Below are 17,099 nucleotides of genomic sequence, written 5' to 3'. Positions count from 1 at the left end.
ACACCCCGCCCCCCGCGCCCGTCCCCGGACAGCTTGCCGTCGAGATGCCCACCGACCGACCGTCGCGACCGTGCGAGCACGGAAACCCCCGGTGCCGCGCCACCCCGACCTGCCCATACCGGCGCGGCCCCCGATGCGAGCAGCACCAGCCCAGCGTCACCCGTCCCTACTTCCGTCAGGAGTCACCGTGAGGGCATTTCACCGCGGGTACGACCCTGACAAGGGCCGCCAAGGGCCCGCGGTTCGCCGCCTGCACATCATGCGCGAGACGGGCAACTTCGCCGGTAGGCAGGGCCTTTGCGGGTCCGCCGGGTGGGCCCACCGCACCACCACCGCCGTTGTCATCGACCCGCTGCCTGCCGAGCCACCCCCCGGACTGGAGTGGTGCCCCGCGTGCGTCGGCCGCGCCGCCGAGAACGCCGGACAGCTCCGATGGATGGCTGCCGCCCTCGCCGCCCTGTAACACCCCTTGACGGCCCGGGGCGAGGACGAGCCGCCGCGCCCCTCGCCCCCAGCGCCCCACCACCCCGAAAGAAGCGCCACCGTGGCCCGTATCCGCACCATCAAGCCCACCTTCTTCACCTCCCTCACAATCGCCGATCTCTCGTACGAGCAGCGGCTCACCTTCGTCGGCATGTGGACCCACGTGGACGACGAAGGCCGCTGTGTCGACGACGCCCGACTGATCAAGGCCGCTGTCTGGCCACTCGACGACCGGACCGCCGCCGATGTCGAAGACGACCTGCGCGCACTCACTGAGCTTTCACTGATCACTCGCTACACGCTCACGCGCCGCTCGTACATCGCCATTTCCGGGTGGGCAGAACACCAGCGAATCAACCGCCCGACCCCAAGCAGATACCCCGCGCCCGACCAGGCTGAATCTGCCCCGGAAAAGCCTCTGACCAGCAGTAATGAAAGGTCGTCGAGCACTCACACACAACTCAGTGAGCCCTCACGCCCGGAAGGGAACAGGGAACAGGGAAGGGAACAGGGAACAGGGAACAGGGAAGAAGCATCGTCCGGGACCGCTGTCGCGCTCCCAGACCCGCCGCCGGACCGCGACGACGTCGAACGGATCTGCACGCACCTCGCCGACCGCATCGAGCAGAACGGCAGCAAGAGGCCAACCATCACCAAGTCGTGGCGGACCGCGGCCCGGCTGCTGCTCGACAAGGACGGACGCAGCGAGGAGCAGGTACACGGCGCAATCGACTGGTGCCAGAACTCGGACTTTTGGCGCTCCAACGTGATGAGCCTGCCGAAGCTCCGCGACAAGTACGACACCTTGCGCCTCCAGGCCACACGCCCCACCCCCGGCAGCAACGTCGTGCCCATCGGCGCCGGTGGCCGCCAGCTCGGCCGCGCCGCGAACGCCGCCGCCGTCATGGCCGAACTGCTCGGACAGGAGAAGGTTCAGTGATCCCCGCTCACGTTGCCGCACTGCTCGCCCACGTTGATCGTCTCGACCCCAGCCGCGCCCCCGTCGAGCGCGCCGCCATCGCCGAGCGCCTTCAGCAGTGGTGCGACGTCCTCGCCGACGTCGCACCGACCGCCCCGCACCCCGAGGGCCGCGATTGGGACGCCTCGCAGGCTGTGTTCCGCCACATCGCGACGTCGCCGTACCCGATCAAGCCGTCCGACGTGAGCATCCCGTGGGCCGCGTTCAAGCGTGATGTGCTGTCGCGCCATTTCGACCCGCTGCCCGACGTCGACCCCGACGACGAGCCCGCCTACCGGGCCGCCATCGCCGACCACCGCCGCGCCATCGAGTCCGGCCGCACCGTGGCTACGCCCCGTGCCCTGATGCCGTCCGGCACCCGCGCCGAGCGCGACCAGGCCGCCGCCGAACGCCTTGCCCAGCTCGGCACCTACGTGCCCCGCAGCGTCGTTGACACGCTCGCTTCGACCCGCCCCGGCATGACCGAGCGTCGCCGCCTCGCCGTCGCTGGACAGGCCGACCCGTACAGCGTGCCGTGCCCGTGGGAAGCCTGCCGCGCACCCCGCGGCGCCAAGTGCCGCACGGCCGGCCGCCCTCGCCGCGACTTCCACGATGCCCGCCTTACCGCCGCCGCCCGACAGGAGCAGCCCGCATGAAGCATTACGCCACCCGCCCCGACCGCCCGCACAAGCGCAAGGCTCCCAACCGGGACCGCACGCGAAGCGCCAACGCGTGGCGAATCACAGCGAGTTGGGACTCGCGCCCGGACCGGCCAGCCGTCCGCACCACATCGGACAAGAAGGCCCGGAACCGCATGGTGCGCACCTTCACCGCCGACGGGGCGTACGTCATTGTCGAGGAGCAGCACGGGCCCGCGTGGCGCACCTGGCGGGAGTTCAACGGCGCCGAGCAGCTGCGCAACGCTGCTCGCGCCGAGCAGGAGCAGGCTGAGGCCGCCGCCCGTGAGACCCGCCACCGCGCCGACTACGACCGGCAGGTGCGCGTGCACCAGGCCGTTGCCGTCGAGCAGGCAGCCGCCGACCGCGACCGCCTAGCCGCCCTGATGCGGCGCCCTCCGATCGCCCGCCAGTCCACCGGGCATGCCACCGCCCGCCACATCACCGGCAGCCAGCGGTGAACACCCAACTTCCGGACGCAGTAGCAGCGATCATCGCCGCCGCCATCCGAGACGACCCGACCAGCACCCCCGAGCAACAGGCACACATTGCCGTACGGACGCTGCGCGAGCAGGGGTGGCACATTGCCGCACCCGAGGTCATCGCCGCCGCCCTACGGGCCGCGTAACGCCACGAGGGGGGGTGCTCCACAACTCCCAAGCGCACCCCCCTCCATGCTACCGTCCACCCATGGACGGTACGTACCGCCCAAGAGCCGTGAGCCGTCGCTCAGACCGGAAGGACCCCGCCATGCCGCCCAGGCCCCGCCCCACCGCCGCATGGCGCTACTGGTCCCGCGTCGCATTCGACGGCCCCCTCCCACTCGTCCGCGGAGTCACCAGCCACTGCCACGAATGGACCGGCAGCCGGAACGAGCGCGGCTACGGCACCTTCTGGCTCGGCCGCACCGTCAAGGCGTACCGCCACGGATACGAGATCGCTCTCGGCCCCATCCCCGCCGGCCTCGACATCGACCACCGGTGCCGCAACCGGGCCTGCGTCCGGCCCAGCCACCTGCGCGCCGTCACACACCGCGTGAATCTCCTCGCGAGCACGAACCACGTGGCCTTGCGCGCCGCGCAGACCGCGTGCCATCGCGGCCATCTTTTCGACGCCACAAACACGATCCGCGCGAAGAACGGCACGAGGAAGTGCCGGACTTGCAAGAACACCCGCGCCCGCGCCTCGCACCACACCACCACCCCCGAGAGGACCGCAGCCTGATGGCAGGCGAAACCGTGATCACCATCGTCGGCAATCTGGTCGACGACCCCGAGTTGAAGTTCACCCCGGCCAGCCACGCCGTCGCCAAGTTCCGCGTGGCTTCCACCCCCCGCACGTTCGACCGCCAGACGAACGAGTGGAAAGACGGCGAGTCCCTGTTCCTCACCGTCACCGCATGGCGCAGCCTCGCCGAGAACGTCGCCGGATCACTCACCCGCGGCATGCGCGTCATCGTCCAAGGAGCCCTGAAACAGCGGTCGTACGAGGACCGCGAGGGCGTTAAGCGCACCGTGTACGAGATCGAAGCCGAGGACGTCGGCCCGTCGCTGAAGACCGCCACCGCCGCCGTCACGAAGACCAACGGCAACCAGGGCCAGGGTCGCCAGCAGCAGCCCAGCACCGGCGGATACGGGGCACAGCAGCCCGCACGCGACCAGTGGAACACCGGACAGCAGCAGAACACATGGGGACAGCAACGCCCCGCCGACGCCCCGTTCTGACCCTTCCCCGCGCGGCGACCGGTCGCACCGCCCGCCGCGCGCGTGAGCAACCCACGCCCCTTCCCTCGCTCCACATTCGAGAGGACCCCATGAACACCCAGCCCCCGCCCCGCTCCGCGTCCGAGGCCATGCGGCGCGCTCTCGGCCCCCAGGTGTCGGGCGCGCTCGCTCGCGGCATCGCGCAGGGCCAGCAGCGCGCCGACATTCCGCCGACCGCGTTCGGTGTGTCGTCGGAGGAGGCCGCCGCGAACATCAAGGCCAACGTGCCGCTCCTCGCCGCACTTGCCCCGACCGCCGAGGCGTGCACGGACCCGCGTCACACCGGCCCGATCCGGGCGCAGCTCGGTTGCACCGGGCCCGACCCGGCCGCCGAACAGCCCGACTACGGCCCCGTACCGGAAGCGTGGCCCGCGTGGTCCGCGCTCCGCAGCACCCTCGTACGGTCCGTGTCGTCCGACGACGCCGACCGGCTGATCACCGACTACTACCGCGCCACCATCCGCCGTGCCCAGCTCACAACCGCTGAGCAGCCCGTGCCACGTACGGAGCGCGCCTACTGGCAGTCCATCGCTGACGCCCTGAACGCCGCGCAGGCCGCAGGGATGCCGGTCGGTATCGAGCTGGACGGCACGCTCACTGACCACCGCGCGTGGTCCGTCGTGTGGAACCGGGACGCCGAGCGCTGGACCCTTACCGGGTACGAGGGCGACGAGGACCAGGAGCAGCGGTCCGCGTGGCTGACCGGTGCCGAGGCCGGAGAGCCCGCGCCCATCACGGCCACCGCTGACAAGCCCCCGCGCCTCGACCCGTTCGACGAAGCCGCGATCCGCCGCGCGGCACTGCTCGGCGGCGCCGACGCCATCGAGGCACTGCCCCAGGATTACGAGTGCGACCCCGGCCGCGGTGACGCCGTGAAGCTGCTGCGCCGCCTCGCCGGACTCACCACGACCACGGAGCAGCCGACCGGGCTGACGTGGGAAGCACGCGCCGATCACGCCGTCCGCTTGTACGCCACGACCGCGATCGAGCTGGAGGATGCCCGCCGCGAGAACGGCCGGCTCCGTACCAAGCGGGACGAAGCCACCCGCGACGCCAACCGCTACGCCGCGCGCATCGTTACCGCCCGCGACCTGCACACGCAGTACATCGACTCCCCGCACTGCGCGCACGACGCCGAACAGTGGCCGTGCCCGACCATCGCCGCGCTCGACCGCGACGACCAGGCCGAGGGCCCCGCGCTGCTCACCGTCGCCGAGCTGGAGCAGCGCCAGGCCGACGCCGACCACCTCGACACCATCACGGCGCTGGTCGACGAGATTGCCGACGACATCCCCCACCACCGCGCCCCGCAGATCGCTGCCGACTACCTCAACCGGCACGCCCGGCTGCTCGCCAAGCAGATCACCACGCTTGGCCAGGCCCGCGGCTGGTCCACGTGGGCCGCCGCGCTCATCCACCCCGACCGCGAGTTCGTAGACCCCGGCAAGGACGACGACCAGGCCGAGCAGCAGCTCGCCGTGCCCACGGTCGGCGACCGGTACGAGAAGCGGACCGCCCCGGACGCCGGGCGCATCGTCACCGTCAACCGCGTGTGGGTAGCCGAAAGCGGACGTACCGCAGTTGCGTATGACTGGCGCGACGACAGGCCCGGCCAGTGCGGTAGCGCGTGCCCCCTCGACGTGTTCCACCGCGAGTACAAGGCCGTCGAGGAGCAGCCGCTCGCGTTCCCGCAGCTGGCCGTACCGTGCCCCCGGTGCAAGGCGCCCGCCGGGCAGCTCTGCACCAGCCACAACGGCACACGCCAGCGCACCGCCGACACGCACCAGGACCGCAGCCGCGCCTACCGCAGGCAGCAGGCCAGCCGATGAGTACCCCGACCCCGGCGCCCGTCGCCACCACGCTGCTCCACTCCCGCATGTTCGGCCGCACCAACGCCGCCCGCGAAGCCGCCGACCAGCTCGCCGCCGACGGCCACCACGTCCACTACGTCGCCAGCAGCGAGACCCGCTGCCACACCGGCCACTGCACCCCGAAGGCCGGCCGATGACCGGGGCCGCGGCCACCGCCGCCTACGTCGCACTCGTCGTCGTCGCCGCCGGGCTGCCCGTCGGCATGTGGACACGCACCACCGGACCGCGCCGCGGCGACGAGCAGATTCTCACCCGCCTCGCACCGGTCCCCATCGCCAACGACGAGCAGAGCCCGCACTACTGCTACACCTGCCGCCGTATCTGCGGCTCCCAGCCTCACCCCCCGCAGTAACCACCCCCGGGGCGCCGCCATTGCCGCGGCGCCCCGCACCCCACCGGGAGCCCCGTACATGGCCGTTCGCCGCTGCTCGTTCCGCTACCTCGCCCACCGCACCGGGCTGCTCTGCTCCTGTTTGCTCCTGTACATGGACGTGCCCTTCTCCAACCGTTGGCACCGCCGCCGCATCATCGCCCGGAAGGACCGCACCTGATGGCCCGCCGCACCATGGCCGAGCGGAAGCGCCGCGCCGCCGAGCGTGAGACCCGCCGCGAGTCCCTGCTCGTGCTCCTCTCCCGCATGCAGCGAGGCGCACTGCTCGACGTCGAACGCCCCCTGCTTCGCGCCCACGTCGAAACCGAGCTGTCTGACGCCAACGAACTGCGCCGCACCGTCGCCGGACAGCAGACGCTCATTCAGCGTCAAGCCGTCCAGCTTGACGCCGCACACGACGCCATCCGCGAGGCCGAGCAGGACGCCGCCGACGTCCGCGAGCAGCTGCTCGCGTACCGGGCCGTCGAGGCGCAGCGCCGAGCCGAGCACCGGCAGGCCCTTTCCCGACTGCTCACCATCCGGTCGCACTCCAACGTCCGGGCGTTCCTGGACGAGCAGACCGCCCACCTCGCCACCTCGACCCCGGAGCAGCCGTGACCACCGTCCCCATCGACGCCGCCCGCCAGGCCCTCAACGACACCGAGGCCGCCCTCGCGAGGCTCCGCCCCGCCCTCGCCGCCGCGTACGGCACCGCCGGAGAGAACCTGACCGCCGCCGCCGGGCAGATCGACGCCGCCGAGCGCCGCGCCGAGCGGGCCGAGGCCGACATGAAGGAGATCGCCGAGGCGTACGACCGGCACCGCCGAACCCTCGCCGCGGTCTTCGCCCGGTCGGCCGAGACCCCGTTCGAGGAGATCACCGAGTACGCCGCGAAAACGCTCACCCGCAGTGGCAAGCGGCTGCTCGACGCCGAGGAACGCCTCGCCGCCGCCGAGCAATTCGCTATCCGACTCGCCGCCGCCGAGAAAGCCCGCGCCAAAGCCGAACGCGTCGCCGACCGCGCTACCAACACCCTGCTGCGGATCAAGCACGCCCGCACCGCCGCCGACGCCTGGACCGAACTCGGCACGCACTACCACCTGCCCGCCACCGAAGCCGGCCGCCGAGCCCGCGACTGGCGCAGCACCGCCGAACGGGACGCCGCCAAGCGCACCGAGACCGCGTCCGCGCTCGGCGCACGGCACATGGGCGACTCGGAGCGGTTCCACGCCGCGTGGCACTCCGCCCGTCTCCGCGCCCAGCAGACCGCGTCCGAACTCCGCGTCACCCGGGCATCCCGCCGCCGCTGGAAGCGCCGCGCAAAGACCGCCGAGCAGGCCCTCGCCGACATCCGCACCCCCAAGCCCATCAGCCGCGACCACCCGATGTACGCGCTGCTCGCCGCCATGGTCGGCCCCGGCATCGGCCAGGCCGAGGCCCGCCAGCACCTCACCGACTACTACGACGCCATCACCGGCCGGAAGCAGTGACCATGACCAACCCGCCCACCATCCGGCCCGACGCCGTCGACTACCTCGACCGCCAGCAGACAGCCGCCGATCTGCGCGCCGTCCGCGAGCAGTGGGGCGACCTACTCGCCGCGATCGACTGCCCGCCCCGGGCCGAATGGCCGCCGCGTGACTCCCGCGCCCTCGGTGCCACCCCCGAGGCCGAGGCCGAGCCCAACGACACGCCGGCCGTCGGACGTCTGCCACTGATCCTGCGCGAGCATCCCGCCCCCCTCAACCTCACCGCGCTGAACGCTGCCGTGGAGACCGAGCGCGAGCTGTTCCAACTGTGCGACACCGTGGCCGCCGCCGTACAGCGCCCCGTACGGCGCCGCTACCACCGCCCACAGCCCGTACGCGGCCGGGCAGCCCCCCGAGGCGGCTACCGCTCCCAGGCATACATCGACTCAGCCGACCGCGCCGACCCCGCACGATGGCGCACCGCCTCACCCACCACCCCAGGAAGCCGGACACACGGACTGCATTGGGCCGCCGTGTGGCTGGAAGGACGCGCGCTCGGCGAGGAGTCCGGCGACCTGTTCAGCCCCGTCCTGCCGCCGCTCAGCGAAACGATTGCGACGACTGCCCGCCGCGCCCGCGCACGAGTCGAGCGGGCACTCGGCCGCGACAATCAGCCCACCCAGCTTGGCCAGCCATGCCCGTACTGCCGGGGCCCGCTCACCGCGTACACCCGGAGCGGTGACCCGGCCGCGGCGACCATCGAGTGCGGCACGGGAAGCAACTGCACCGCGCCCGTGCCGCTGAACGGCCGGCGCCGCCGGGAGTGGGCAGGTGCCGAACTGGTGAGCTTCTACGTAGCACTCAATGCCGCGCAGCGCCGGGCCAAGCGATAGCACAGACAGAAATAGCGCCAACTCCCGCGTAGGCGGTGACCGGTTTCGATACCATCAGAGCGGTCCCCGCCTATGCGGGGTTGGTCCTTGAACGAAGCGTTCGTGGACGAGCAGTACGAAGCGTTCCCCGCGCGGCGGGGCTGGTCCGCTTCTGTGCTTGCGGTTGCAGTCGTCCCCGCAGAATGCGGGGATCAGCAGTTGTCCCCGCGCGTGCGGGGCATCCCCTGAATCATGCTCCCCAAGGAATCTCTTCATGCCTGTTGTCCGCTGCACTCATTGCAACTGCTGGCAGAACCCCGCCGTCAACGGCTGTGCAGGATGCGCCTATTGGGGACGTCGTAGGGCTGAGGTAGGCGACGGGCACCGCTGCAAGCACTGTGCCGCTCCCTTGCCGCAGGACGCGCCGACGCGCTGCACCAAGTGCGCTGCGGTTCGGGGCGACGCTGAATTCCAGGTGCGCAAGGCCGCGGCCGACAGCCGCTTTCCGCAAGGCATCCGAGGTGCGCTTCTGGACCGGCTGACTACCGGAGAGCACATCACGGCTGCTGCCGCCGCCTTTGGTGTAACCAGTCAGCAGATTCACGGATTCAAGGCGTACGACGACACGTGGGCCGATGCGCTGGACGCTGCCCTCATGGCCGGCCGAGTTGATGCCGGATGGCATGGCACGGAGCGGGGCTACAGGCGGTGTCGCTGCCGGTGCCCCGAGTGCCGCGAGGCGAGGCAGGCGCGACGCTTGCGGTACTGAGTACCGAGGGAATACGGTACTCGGTACCGGCGAGGCTCCACACCTCGCCATCCACCACCACGGGAGCAAACCCCATGGACACCCACGCCGTACAGGGCGCAGCACACCAGGCCACCGGCCACTACCGCCGCCCCGGCACCCGCACCCTCTACTGCGGACGCCCCGCCGGACCCCGCAACAGACTTTTCTGCACCGTCCGCGGCTGGAAGGTCTGCCGGTCCTGCGTCAACGCCGAGGCCCGCGACCGCGTCGACGCCGAAGCCGTCGCCGCCGAGCACACCGCCGAACAGCCGGCCGCCGTGGCCCCCGCGCCCGCCCGCCCCCGCCGCGCCCTGCCCGTGCGCACGTACGTCTACGGCGCGCAGCAGCTCACCATCATCGGCACCCCGCGCCCCGCACAGGGCGCACTCTTCGCCGCCCGCTGAAAGGCCCTCATGGACAGCAGAAGCAACACGGAATCACTCGGTCGCCGAGTTCGCAACTCCCTTGTGGAAAACGTGCGTGAAGCAACGATGAGTGCACTAGAAAGGGCGTTCAACGAACTGGAGGCCAAGCATGCCGCCTCAATGAGTGCGGTAACACCGGGCACCCTGTCGGACCTCGCCGACGACTACGACGCAGCCGCCACAGATCAACTTCGCGCCGCAATCGCGTACGCAGTCGCCGAGGACATCCCACTTGAGACAGCGGGCAAGATCCGTCGCGCCGCCAAGGCGATCGAGCTTGGCACCCCTGGCCTTATCCACCGTGCCACTGCCAATGGGGCAACCCCCTCCGCCATCGCCAAGGAACTCAGCGTCACAGACTCTTACGTACGTCGCATGATCCGCGAAACGCGCCAGGTGTCCTGGCGCATCGACTTGTTTGAAAGCGAGGCCGGACGCGGATGGCAGGCGTGGGAGTCAGGCGAGAGCGTCATCCCGGCCACCTACACCGCCGCAGACCTCGCGGAGCACGTTCTCAGCCGCGGCGGGCGCGGCCCGAGCGAACACCGCTCCCGCGTGCTGATCTGGAACGGTACTGACGAGCAGCCGAACAGGGCCGCGATTTACGCCCAAGAGCAGGACCCTGCTTACTGACACGCCGCGGGCCCGCCCACGACTCCACATCGTGACCGGGCCCTCACCACCACGGGAGCAAACCCCGCCATGGCTGACCAGAACCCTACCCGCCGCCCCATCCGACGCCGCCCGAGCCCCGTCTCCGTCCCCCGCACCGCCGCACTTGATGACGCCCTCGCCACGATCATGCGCACCGGCATGACACAGGCCGAGGCCATGCGTACCGCGGCCCGATTCCTCGCCCACGGACTTCAGTCCGCATGGGAATCCGGGGCCGTACCCGACGGGACCATGCCTCACCGCATGCTTATGCGCGTAGAGCGACAGGACACACCGCAGCCCGCCGACCAGCGGGTATGACACCTGCATGACCACCTGCGCCCCGCTGTACGACACGGCGGGGCGCAGCGGTACGACCGGTCGTACCCGCTGGTGCGCGCGTGAGCACCACAACCATTCGCCGCCCCCACATGTCTCACACTGCACACGACTACGTACGGAGTGCCACCGTGAGACCTACCGCCGCACTGCTCGCTGCGTCCGCTGCCGCGCTGCTCGTGCTCACTGCCTGCTCGGCCGAGGAGGACAAGGCCGCGCCCTCACCGAAGGCGAAGACGTCCGCGCCGGCCGCCGAGACGACCGACCCCGGCAAGAGCAGCGACGCCGAGAAGAGCGCGGGCATCCCGGACGCGCCGACGGGGGCCGATCGCGCCGCGTACCTCGCCGCGATCAAGGCGATTGACCCCGCGATCGTCGAGGACGAGGAGAAGGCGATCGACGCGGGCCGCAATCAGTGCAGCCACCTGGCCTCGCCGAGCGGCAAGAGCGACTGGCTTGCCGCACAGCGCTTCGGGAACGACGCCCGGCCGCTCACGGACGCACAGGGCAAGCAGCTGAACGCCGCACTCCGCAAGACCCTCTGCCCCGCCTGATTGCACGTCGTTATCAATCCGTGATCTAATCAGGGCGACCCCAGCGTGCCCGAAAACGGCCGCCCCGAACGCCCCGCCGCACACCGCGACGGGGCGTTCTGCATGCCCGGACCACCGCGGCGAGGAGGTGGCGTACCCATGGGCCGACCCATCACTGAGACAGACCGGCGAGCGGTACGACGCCACCACGCCGCGGGCATGACCCGCAACGACATTGCACGGAAGATCAAGCGCAGCCCGAGCACCGTCTCGAAGCTCGCCGCCGAGCTAGGGCTCACCTTCGACCGCGCCGCCGAGGTAGCCACCGCAACGGCCGTACGCAAGGCGGACCTTGACGCACGGCGCACCGAGATGGCGCACCGGCTTCACGACGTCGCCGAGCGCGAACTCGGCAAGATGACCATGCCGCAGCTCTACTGGGAATGGGGCGGCAAGGACCACACTTATGCGCAGAAGGAGCAGCCCGAGCCGACACCGGCCGACCGTCGCACCATGATGGCGACCGCCGGGGCCGCGCTCGACCGGTCCCTCAAGCTGCTGCCGCCGAAGACCGACCCGGGCGAGCAGGGCCGCAGCGTGGTAGGCGAGCTGATGGCGGGACTGGCCCGGGACTACGTGGCACGCCACGGCGGGCCGCCCCCGGACGCCGATGACGACCAGGCCGCCGCCGATGAGCCGTAGCCTCGCGCTCTCCCCGAAGCAGATCGACAGCATCATGGAGGCGCGCGCCTTCCAGAACATCTGGGAAGGCTCGGTCCGCTCCGGCAAGACGATCGCCAGCCTGTTGCGTTGGCTTGACTTCGTGGCCGATCGGCCCGAGGGCGGCGAACTGGTCATGGTCGGCCGCACCCGCGACAGCCTCGCGCGGAACGTGTTCGGGCCGCTGACCGACCCGTCGATCTTCGGACCGCTCGCCCGCGACATCACGTACACCAACGGGGCCCCCACCGCGAACGTACTGGGCCGCACCGTGCACTGCTTGGGCGCCAACGACGCTCAGGCCGAACCCAAGGTCAGGGGCCTGACGTGCGCGGGCGCGTACGTGGACGAGCTGACCACGCTCCCGAGGACGTTCTACGACCAGCTGAACGCCCGCTGCTCCATCGAGGGCAGCAAGATCTTCGGGACGACCAACCCGGACAACCCGAACCACTGGGCGAGGCGCGAGTACCTGCTCCGCCCGCGCGAGACGAGGTTGCGCAGCTGGCATTTCGTCATGGACGACAACCCCGGATTGTCGGACGAGTACAAGGCGCGCACCAAGGCGTCGTACCGCGGGCTGTTCTACAAGCGCAACGTCTTGGGCTTGTGGGTCATGGCCGAAGGTGCGATCTACGAGGCGTACGACGAAGCACAGCACGTCGTCGACACGCTGCCGGAGATGCGCCGCTACTGGATCGGCATCGACTACGGCACGGTCAACCCGACAAGCGCGATTCTGCTTGGTCTCGGTGCCGATGACCGCCTGTACGCGGTCGCAGAGTGGCGCCATGATTCCCGCGCAGCACAGCACCAGATGACCGACGCGCAGTACTCCAGCGCAATCCGCGAGTGGGTATCGGGGCTCGGCATCACACCGCAGTGGACGTTCATCGACCCGTCTGCCGCATCGCTGATTACGCAATTGTGGAGCGATGGCTACCCCAGCATTGCCCGCGCCTCGAACGAGGTCAGCGACGGAATCAGAAGCGTCGCGTCTGCGCTCGCGGCCAGCCGACTCCGCATCCACCGATCGTGCACCGGCCTGCTCGACGAAATCCCCGGCTACGTCTGGGACGAGAAGGCCGCCGAGAAGGGCGAAGACCGCCCGGTGAAGCTAAACGATCACTCCGTGGACGCGCTCAGGTACGCCGTACACAGCGCCGCCCACGAGTGGCGGCACATCCTCTCTCTTGCCGCATAGGAGGCCGCCACCATGGCGTACACCCCCGCCGTCAGCATCTCCCTGCCCATCACGATCACCGTTGGGGACCTGCCTTGCGAGGCCGGGACGATCACCATCGACCCCGGCGACGTAGCGGGCAGCATCCGCAGCGAGTTCGCCGCGTTCCTCCGCGAGGCCGCCAACATCGTCGAGGGGGTGACCGACACGTGACGACCATCCCGACCGAGGTCACCCTCGACCAGCGGCGCGCAGCGTGCCGCGCTCTCGGTCTCCCGCCCGCGATGGTCGCCGACCTGAGCCTGAGCCAGGGCGACGGGGTACACGCGCACCTGTACGTCCTGGACCGCGAGGGACGCCGCATCCAGCACGGCGAGCAGCCCCTCACCGCCGCCGTGCACATCCCGACCGCCGAGGAGGTGACGACGCCGTGAGCATGCCCGCCCCGGGGTCCGCATGGCCGCCGCCGCGCATGGCCGCCGTCTACCGCGAGATGGCCCGTGACGCCATGTGGTACGCCGGAGACCCTGACCGACTTGCGTGGGCACATGACCGCCGCGAGACCGCACCGCGCCGCGCCGACAGGCACGGCCGCGACGGGCGTACGAACCGATGGGGACGGCAGCCGGCCGACTACCCGCGCAAGCGGGAACGCAGATTGCACGTTCCGCTGCCGGGCGACATCGCCACCAAATCCGCCAATCTCTTGTTCGCGGACATGCCGACGATCACCGCACCGACCGCCGAGACGAACGTCTTCATTGGCGACGCGCTCGACACGATGCACCTGCACGAGGTGCTGCTCGGCGCAGCGGAGCAGGCCGCCGCCGTGAGCGGGATTTTCCTCCGGCTGACGTGGGACCGGGACATCGTGCCGGACCGGCCGATCCCGACGACCATGCAGCCGGACAATGCCATCCCCGAGTACGCGTTCGGTGTCATGAAGGCCGTCACCTTCTGGCGCGAGCTGGACGGCGGCGACACCCAGACCGTCTACCGGCACCTGGAGCGCCACGAGCCCGGCCGCATTGAGCACGCCCTGTACGAGGGCACCCCCGACAATCTCGGCCGGGCCGTGCCGCTCACCGAGCACACCGACACGGCCGGCCTGATCGGCTCACTTGGCTCCGACGGGGTATCCGTGGAGACCGGTATCCGGATGCTCACCGCCGTTTACGTGCCGAACATGACACCCAACCGTCTGCACCGGGCAAGCCCGTACGGGCGCAGCGACTACGCCGCGCCGATTCACGACCAGTTCGCCGCGTTGGACGATGTCTGGACAAGCTGGATGCGTGACATCCGCCTCGCCCGCGCACGACTCGTCGTGCCCGACGGATACCTCACCAACTTGGGCCCCGGCCAGGGCGCGGCATGGGACGACGACCGCGAGGTGTACAGCGGTATCAACATGCCGCCGAACGAGGGCGGAGGCTTGACACTCGCTCAGTTCGGCATCCGGGTCGAGGAGCACCAGAGGACGGCTGAGGCCGTGACCCGCAAGGCCGTCGAGTCGGCTGGGTACTCCGCGCAGAGCTTCGGGTTGGAAGGCCGCAGGGAAGCGATCACCGCGACGGAGGTAGACGCCCGCGACCGCGACAGCACCGTTACCACGGGGAGAAAGGCGGGCTACTGGCGAAGCCGACTCCCTGACTTCCTGTGGGCGTACCAGTTGCTTGCCGTCGAGCAGTTCGGGGCCAGAGTTGTTCCGGAGCGGCCGACGGTTGAGTTTCGGCTCGCCGCCGAGAGCGAGCAGTCCAAGGCCACCACGCTGGAGCTGTACGCACGCGCCGGAGCCGTGAGCACGGCCACCAAGGTCAAGTACCGGTCGCCCGACATGGACCAGGCGGACGTTGATGCCGAGGTGGCCGCGATCCTCGCCGAGACCGGCGCGGGCGCACCCGACCCGGGCGACACCTACCCCATGTAGGAGGTGTTCCGCGTGCCGATTCACCCGGGCATGGTCGAAGACCTTGCCGCCGGTACGCGGGACCTGTACGCGTCCGCCGAGGAGCGCCTACTTGGCATCATCGCGAAGCAACTGGAGGGCGGGTTCGATTCGCCGCAGTGGGCCGAACGGAAGCTCGCCGCGGTTGCCGCGCTGCGCCGGGCGGCGACAGCCGTCACCGACCAGCTCGACCAGGCCGTGCGCCTGGAGGTGTTCGAGGTGACGGCCGAGGCGTACTCGACCGGGCACCGCGCCGGGGTCGCCGAGCTGGGCGCGCTCGACGACGACGCCCGCCGCCTGGTCGACGAAATCACGCCGCAGGCGCAAGCCGTCGACCGCCTTGCACAGCAGACCGTCGACCGCGTCACGGACACCCACCGCAGCATTCTGCGCACCGTTCTGGACCGTTTCCGAGCGATCGTTGCCCAGGTGGCCGCACTGCCGCTGCTCGGCACGGCTACCCGCCGTCAGGCCACACAGGACGCCATGCGGAAGTGGGCAGACGAGGGAATCACCAGCTTTACCGACCGCGCCGGCCGACGGTGGAAACTCACCTCGTACGCGGAGATGGCGGTACGCACCGCCGTGGGCCGCGCCGCGACCGAAGGCCACATGCGGACGCTGGAGGCTGCCGGTGTAGAGCTGGTCATCGTGTCCAACTCCCCCCGAGAATGCTCACTGTGTCGTCCATGGGAGACCCGCGTACTGACCATCAGTGGCCCGGACGGGCCCCGTACGGCCGCGGTCGAGCACGCCACCCGCGACGGCGAGCAGCTGCTCGTACGGGTCGCTGGATCGCTCGACGAGGCCCGCCGCGCAGGGCTTCAGCATCCCAACTGCCGCCATTCCGTGAGCGCATATACGCCGGGCATCACCCGCACCGAGACCGCCACGCCAGACCCCAAGGGGTACGAGGCCGGGCAGCGTCAACGGGAAATCGAACGGAAGATCAGGCAGTACAAGAACCGGTCGGCCGCGGCGACAACGCCGGAGGCCCGCACCGCCGCAAACGCCAAGACTCGGCAGTGGCAGACCGCCATGCGCGACCACCTCACCGCGCACCCCGACCTGCGACGGCTCCGCGCCCGCGAACAGCCCGGGGCCTCGAACCTCCCCACCTCGCAGACCGCGCCGAGCAGCCCGTACGTACAGGCCGCCCGCGTTCGGTCCGGCGACGACGGGACCATGCGCGAGATGACCGACGACGAGATGGGCACCGCGATGCGGGCCGCCTCGCTCGACGACCGCGACCGCAACCGAATCGCCGCCGAACTCGACCGCCGCTACCCGCCCGATCCTTTGCCGGCCGCCGCCGCGACCGGTGACGCGGTCGCCGACATGCTCGCCGACCGCGCCGCCCTTGACGACGCCCTCGACCCGCTGCCCGCACCGGAGGAGTGGGGGGCGCTGGCCCGTGATGCCCGGTTCGCCGACGACCTTGCCGCAGCGGTCAAGGCCGCCGAGCGGAAGACGGGCGACGCCGAGCCGCGCGAGCGAATGACCCGGGCCAAGGCACGGGAGATGTACGCCGAGTACGTCTACCGGCAGTACCTCGCCGCCGAGGGCGACACTCGCGGCTACCTCCTGAACAAGAAGGCGCAGGCCGACGGTATCGACCCCATGTCGCTGTTCAGCGGCCCGGCTCGGATCGCCCACGCGCGCGCCAGCGACGAACTGCGTGAATGGTGGGCGCGGCATGGCCGGTTGACGCAGGCTGAATTCATCGAGCAGGCGACCGGCGAGGCGCAGCGGTGGGCCGACGGGGCCCGACTGAACGAGTCTGCCCACCAGAACAAGAGGTGATGATGGGAACGCGCGAGGAGATTACGCGTGCGGTCGTCGAGGGGGCCAAGGCTGGCCACCGAGGCGACCGCCCGACCACTTGTCCGTACGCCGCTGACACGCTGCTTCGTGCCGCGTGGATTCGCGGCTATGCCACCGTGCGCCCGCTCACCGAGTAGGCGCACCACAGACCAGCACGATCCCCGGGGCCCGCCAGGTGCGGGCCCCTTTTGCATGCCCACACGGCCCGCCAGGCGCGGGC

General features: G+C 70.5%; 24 protein-coding genes. All 24 read left to right on the top strand.

The genetic code is table 11. From position 1 onward, the window contains the following. The first annotated feature begins 187 nt into the window (after nt 1-187). The 24 genes from OG251_RS20400 (at nt 188) to OG251_RS20285 (ending at nt 17,016) form a co-directional block, all read left to right on the top strand. A complete protein-coding gene (locus OG251_RS20400) occupies nt 188-463 on the top strand; it encodes a hypothetical protein (protein WP_326678539.1) in 276 nt (91 codons plus the stop codon). Between the two features lie 81 nt (nt 464-544). After that, nucleotides 545-1,423, top strand: a complete 879-nt coding sequence (locus OG251_RS20395; protein ID WP_326678538.1) for a hypothetical protein — start codon at nt 545-547, stop codon at nt 1,421-1,423. Continuing rightward, the gene (locus OG251_RS20390) at nt 1,420-2,097 is read left to right on the top strand and encodes a zinc finger domain-containing protein (protein WP_326678537.1); all 678 of its coding nucleotides are present in this window, start codon (nt 1,420-1,422) and stop codon (nt 2,095-2,097) included. Before OG251_RS20395 ends, OG251_RS20390 begins: the two co-directional genes overlap by 4 nt. After that, nucleotides 2,094-2,579, top strand: a complete 486-nt coding sequence (locus tag OG251_RS20385; protein WP_326678536.1) for a hypothetical protein — start codon at nt 2,094-2,096, stop codon at nt 2,577-2,579. The genes OG251_RS20390 and OG251_RS20385 overlap by 4 nt, the downstream gene beginning before the upstream one ends. Then, on the top strand, nt 2,576-2,746 hold the full coding sequence (locus OG251_RS20380; RefSeq protein ID WP_326678535.1) for a hypothetical protein: 171 nt from the start codon (nt 2,576-2,578) through the stop codon (nt 2,744-2,746). The genes OG251_RS20385 and OG251_RS20380 overlap by 4 nt, the downstream gene beginning before the upstream one ends. Nucleotides 2,747-2,868: 122 nt before the next feature. Further along, nucleotides 2,869-3,342 carry an HNH endonuclease signature motif containing protein gene (locus OG251_RS20375; RefSeq protein WP_326678534.1) on the top strand — a complete coding sequence of 158 codons (474 nt, stop codon included), beginning with the start codon at nt 2,869-2,871 and terminating at the stop codon, nt 3,340-3,342. Next, a complete protein-coding gene (locus tag OG251_RS20370; RefSeq protein ID WP_326678533.1) occupies nt 3,342-3,842 on the top strand; it encodes a single-stranded DNA-binding protein in 501 nt (166 codons plus the stop codon). The genes OG251_RS20375 and OG251_RS20370 overlap by 1 nt, the downstream gene beginning before the upstream one ends. An 89-nt stretch (nt 3,843-3,931) precedes the next feature. Further along, the gene (locus tag OG251_RS20365) at nt 3,932-5,710 is read left to right on the top strand and encodes a zinc finger domain-containing protein (RefSeq protein WP_326678532.1); all 1,779 of its coding nucleotides are present in this window, start codon (nt 3,932-3,934) and stop codon (nt 5,708-5,710) included. Then, nucleotides 5,707-5,889: a hypothetical protein gene (locus OG251_RS20360; protein WP_326678531.1), complete on the top strand. Its 183-nt coding sequence runs from the start codon at nt 5,707-5,709 to the stop codon at nt 5,887-5,889. The genes OG251_RS20365 and OG251_RS20360 overlap by 4 nt, the downstream gene beginning before the upstream one ends. Continuing rightward, on the top strand, nt 5,886-6,104 hold the full coding sequence (locus tag OG251_RS20355; RefSeq protein WP_326678530.1) for a hypothetical protein: 219 nt from the start codon (nt 5,886-5,888) through the stop codon (nt 6,102-6,104). Before OG251_RS20360 ends, OG251_RS20355 begins: the two co-directional genes overlap by 4 nt. A 58-nt stretch (nt 6,105-6,162) precedes the next feature. Beyond that, nucleotides 6,163-6,303 carry a hypothetical protein gene (locus tag OG251_RS20350; RefSeq protein WP_326678529.1) on the top strand — a complete coding sequence of 47 codons (141 nt, stop codon included), beginning with the start codon at nt 6,163-6,165 and terminating at the stop codon, nt 6,301-6,303. Continuing rightward, the gene (locus tag OG251_RS20345) at nt 6,303-6,740 is read left to right on the top strand and encodes a hypothetical protein (RefSeq protein ID WP_326678528.1); all 438 of its coding nucleotides are present in this window, start codon (nt 6,303-6,305) and stop codon (nt 6,738-6,740) included. Before OG251_RS20350 ends, OG251_RS20345 begins: the two co-directional genes overlap by 1 nt. Further along, nucleotides 6,737-7,612, top strand: coding sequence for a hypothetical protein (locus OG251_RS20340; protein ID WP_326678527.1), 876 nt, complete (start codon nt 6,737-6,739; stop codon nt 7,610-7,612). The genes OG251_RS20345 and OG251_RS20340 overlap by 4 nt, the downstream gene beginning before the upstream one ends. A gap of 2 nt (nt 7,613-7,614) precedes the next feature. After that, nucleotides 7,615-8,484 carry a hypothetical protein gene (locus tag OG251_RS20335; RefSeq protein ID WP_326678526.1) on the top strand — a complete coding sequence of 290 codons (870 nt, stop codon included), beginning with the start codon at nt 7,615-7,617 and terminating at the stop codon, nt 8,482-8,484. Between the two features lie 822 nt (nt 8,485-9,306). After that, nucleotides 9,307-9,657, top strand: a complete 351-nt coding sequence (locus OG251_RS20330; protein ID WP_326678525.1) for a hypothetical protein — start codon at nt 9,307-9,309, stop codon at nt 9,655-9,657. Between the two features lie 9 nt (nt 9,658-9,666). After that, the gene (locus OG251_RS20325) at nt 9,667-10,311 is read left to right on the top strand and encodes a hypothetical protein (protein WP_326678524.1); all 645 of its coding nucleotides are present in this window, start codon (nt 9,667-9,669) and stop codon (nt 10,309-10,311) included. A 452-nt stretch (nt 10,312-10,763) separates the two neighbouring features. Continuing rightward, the gene (locus OG251_RS20320) at nt 10,764-11,225 is read left to right on the top strand and encodes a hypothetical protein (RefSeq protein ID WP_326678523.1); all 462 of its coding nucleotides are present in this window, start codon (nt 10,764-10,766) and stop codon (nt 11,223-11,225) included. 198 nt (nt 11,226-11,423) lie between these two features. Further along, nucleotides 11,424-11,906, top strand: a complete 483-nt coding sequence (locus tag OG251_RS20315) for a helix-turn-helix domain-containing protein (protein ID WP_442818352.1) — start codon at nt 11,424-11,426, stop codon at nt 11,904-11,906. Continuing rightward, nucleotides 11,896-13,128, top strand: coding sequence for a PBSX family phage terminase large subunit (locus tag OG251_RS20310; RefSeq protein ID WP_326678522.1), 1,233 nt, complete (start codon nt 11,896-11,898; stop codon nt 13,126-13,128). Before OG251_RS20315 ends, OG251_RS20310 begins: the two co-directional genes overlap by 11 nt. 12 nt (nt 13,129-13,140) lie before the next feature. Next, a complete protein-coding gene (locus tag OG251_RS20305; RefSeq protein ID WP_326678521.1) occupies nt 13,141-13,320 on the top strand; it encodes a hypothetical protein in 180 nt (59 codons plus the stop codon). Beyond that, nucleotides 13,317-13,541, top strand: coding sequence for a hypothetical protein (locus tag OG251_RS20300; RefSeq protein ID WP_326678520.1), 225 nt, complete (start codon nt 13,317-13,319; stop codon nt 13,539-13,541). The genes OG251_RS20305 and OG251_RS20300 overlap by 4 nt, the downstream gene beginning before the upstream one ends. A gap of 2 nt (nt 13,542-13,543) precedes the next feature. Continuing rightward, complete coding sequence (locus OG251_RS20295; RefSeq protein ID WP_326681327.1) at nt 13,544-15,037, top strand: phage capsid protein; 1,494 nt, start codon at nt 13,544-13,546, stop codon at nt 15,035-15,037. A 12-nt stretch (nt 15,038-15,049) separates the two neighbouring features. Next, nucleotides 15,050-16,858, top strand: coding sequence for a phage minor capsid protein (locus tag OG251_RS20290; RefSeq protein WP_326678519.1), 1,809 nt, complete (start codon nt 15,050-15,052; stop codon nt 16,856-16,858). Further along, nucleotides 16,858-17,016 carry an Rmf/CrpP fold protein gene (locus tag OG251_RS20285; RefSeq protein WP_326678518.1) on the top strand — a complete coding sequence of 53 codons (159 nt, stop codon included), beginning with the start codon at nt 16,858-16,860 and terminating at the stop codon, nt 17,014-17,016. Before OG251_RS20290 ends, OG251_RS20285 begins: the two co-directional genes overlap by 1 nt. The last annotated feature ends 83 nt before the right edge of the window (nt 17,017-17,099 follow it).

It is taken from the genome of Streptomyces sp. NBC_01237 (genome assembly GCF_035917275.1).
Taxonomy (GTDB): domain Bacteria; phylum Actinomycetota; class Actinomycetes; order Streptomycetales; family Streptomycetaceae; genus Streptomyces.
This window is presented reverse-complemented; position numbering and strand designations above follow the sequence as displayed.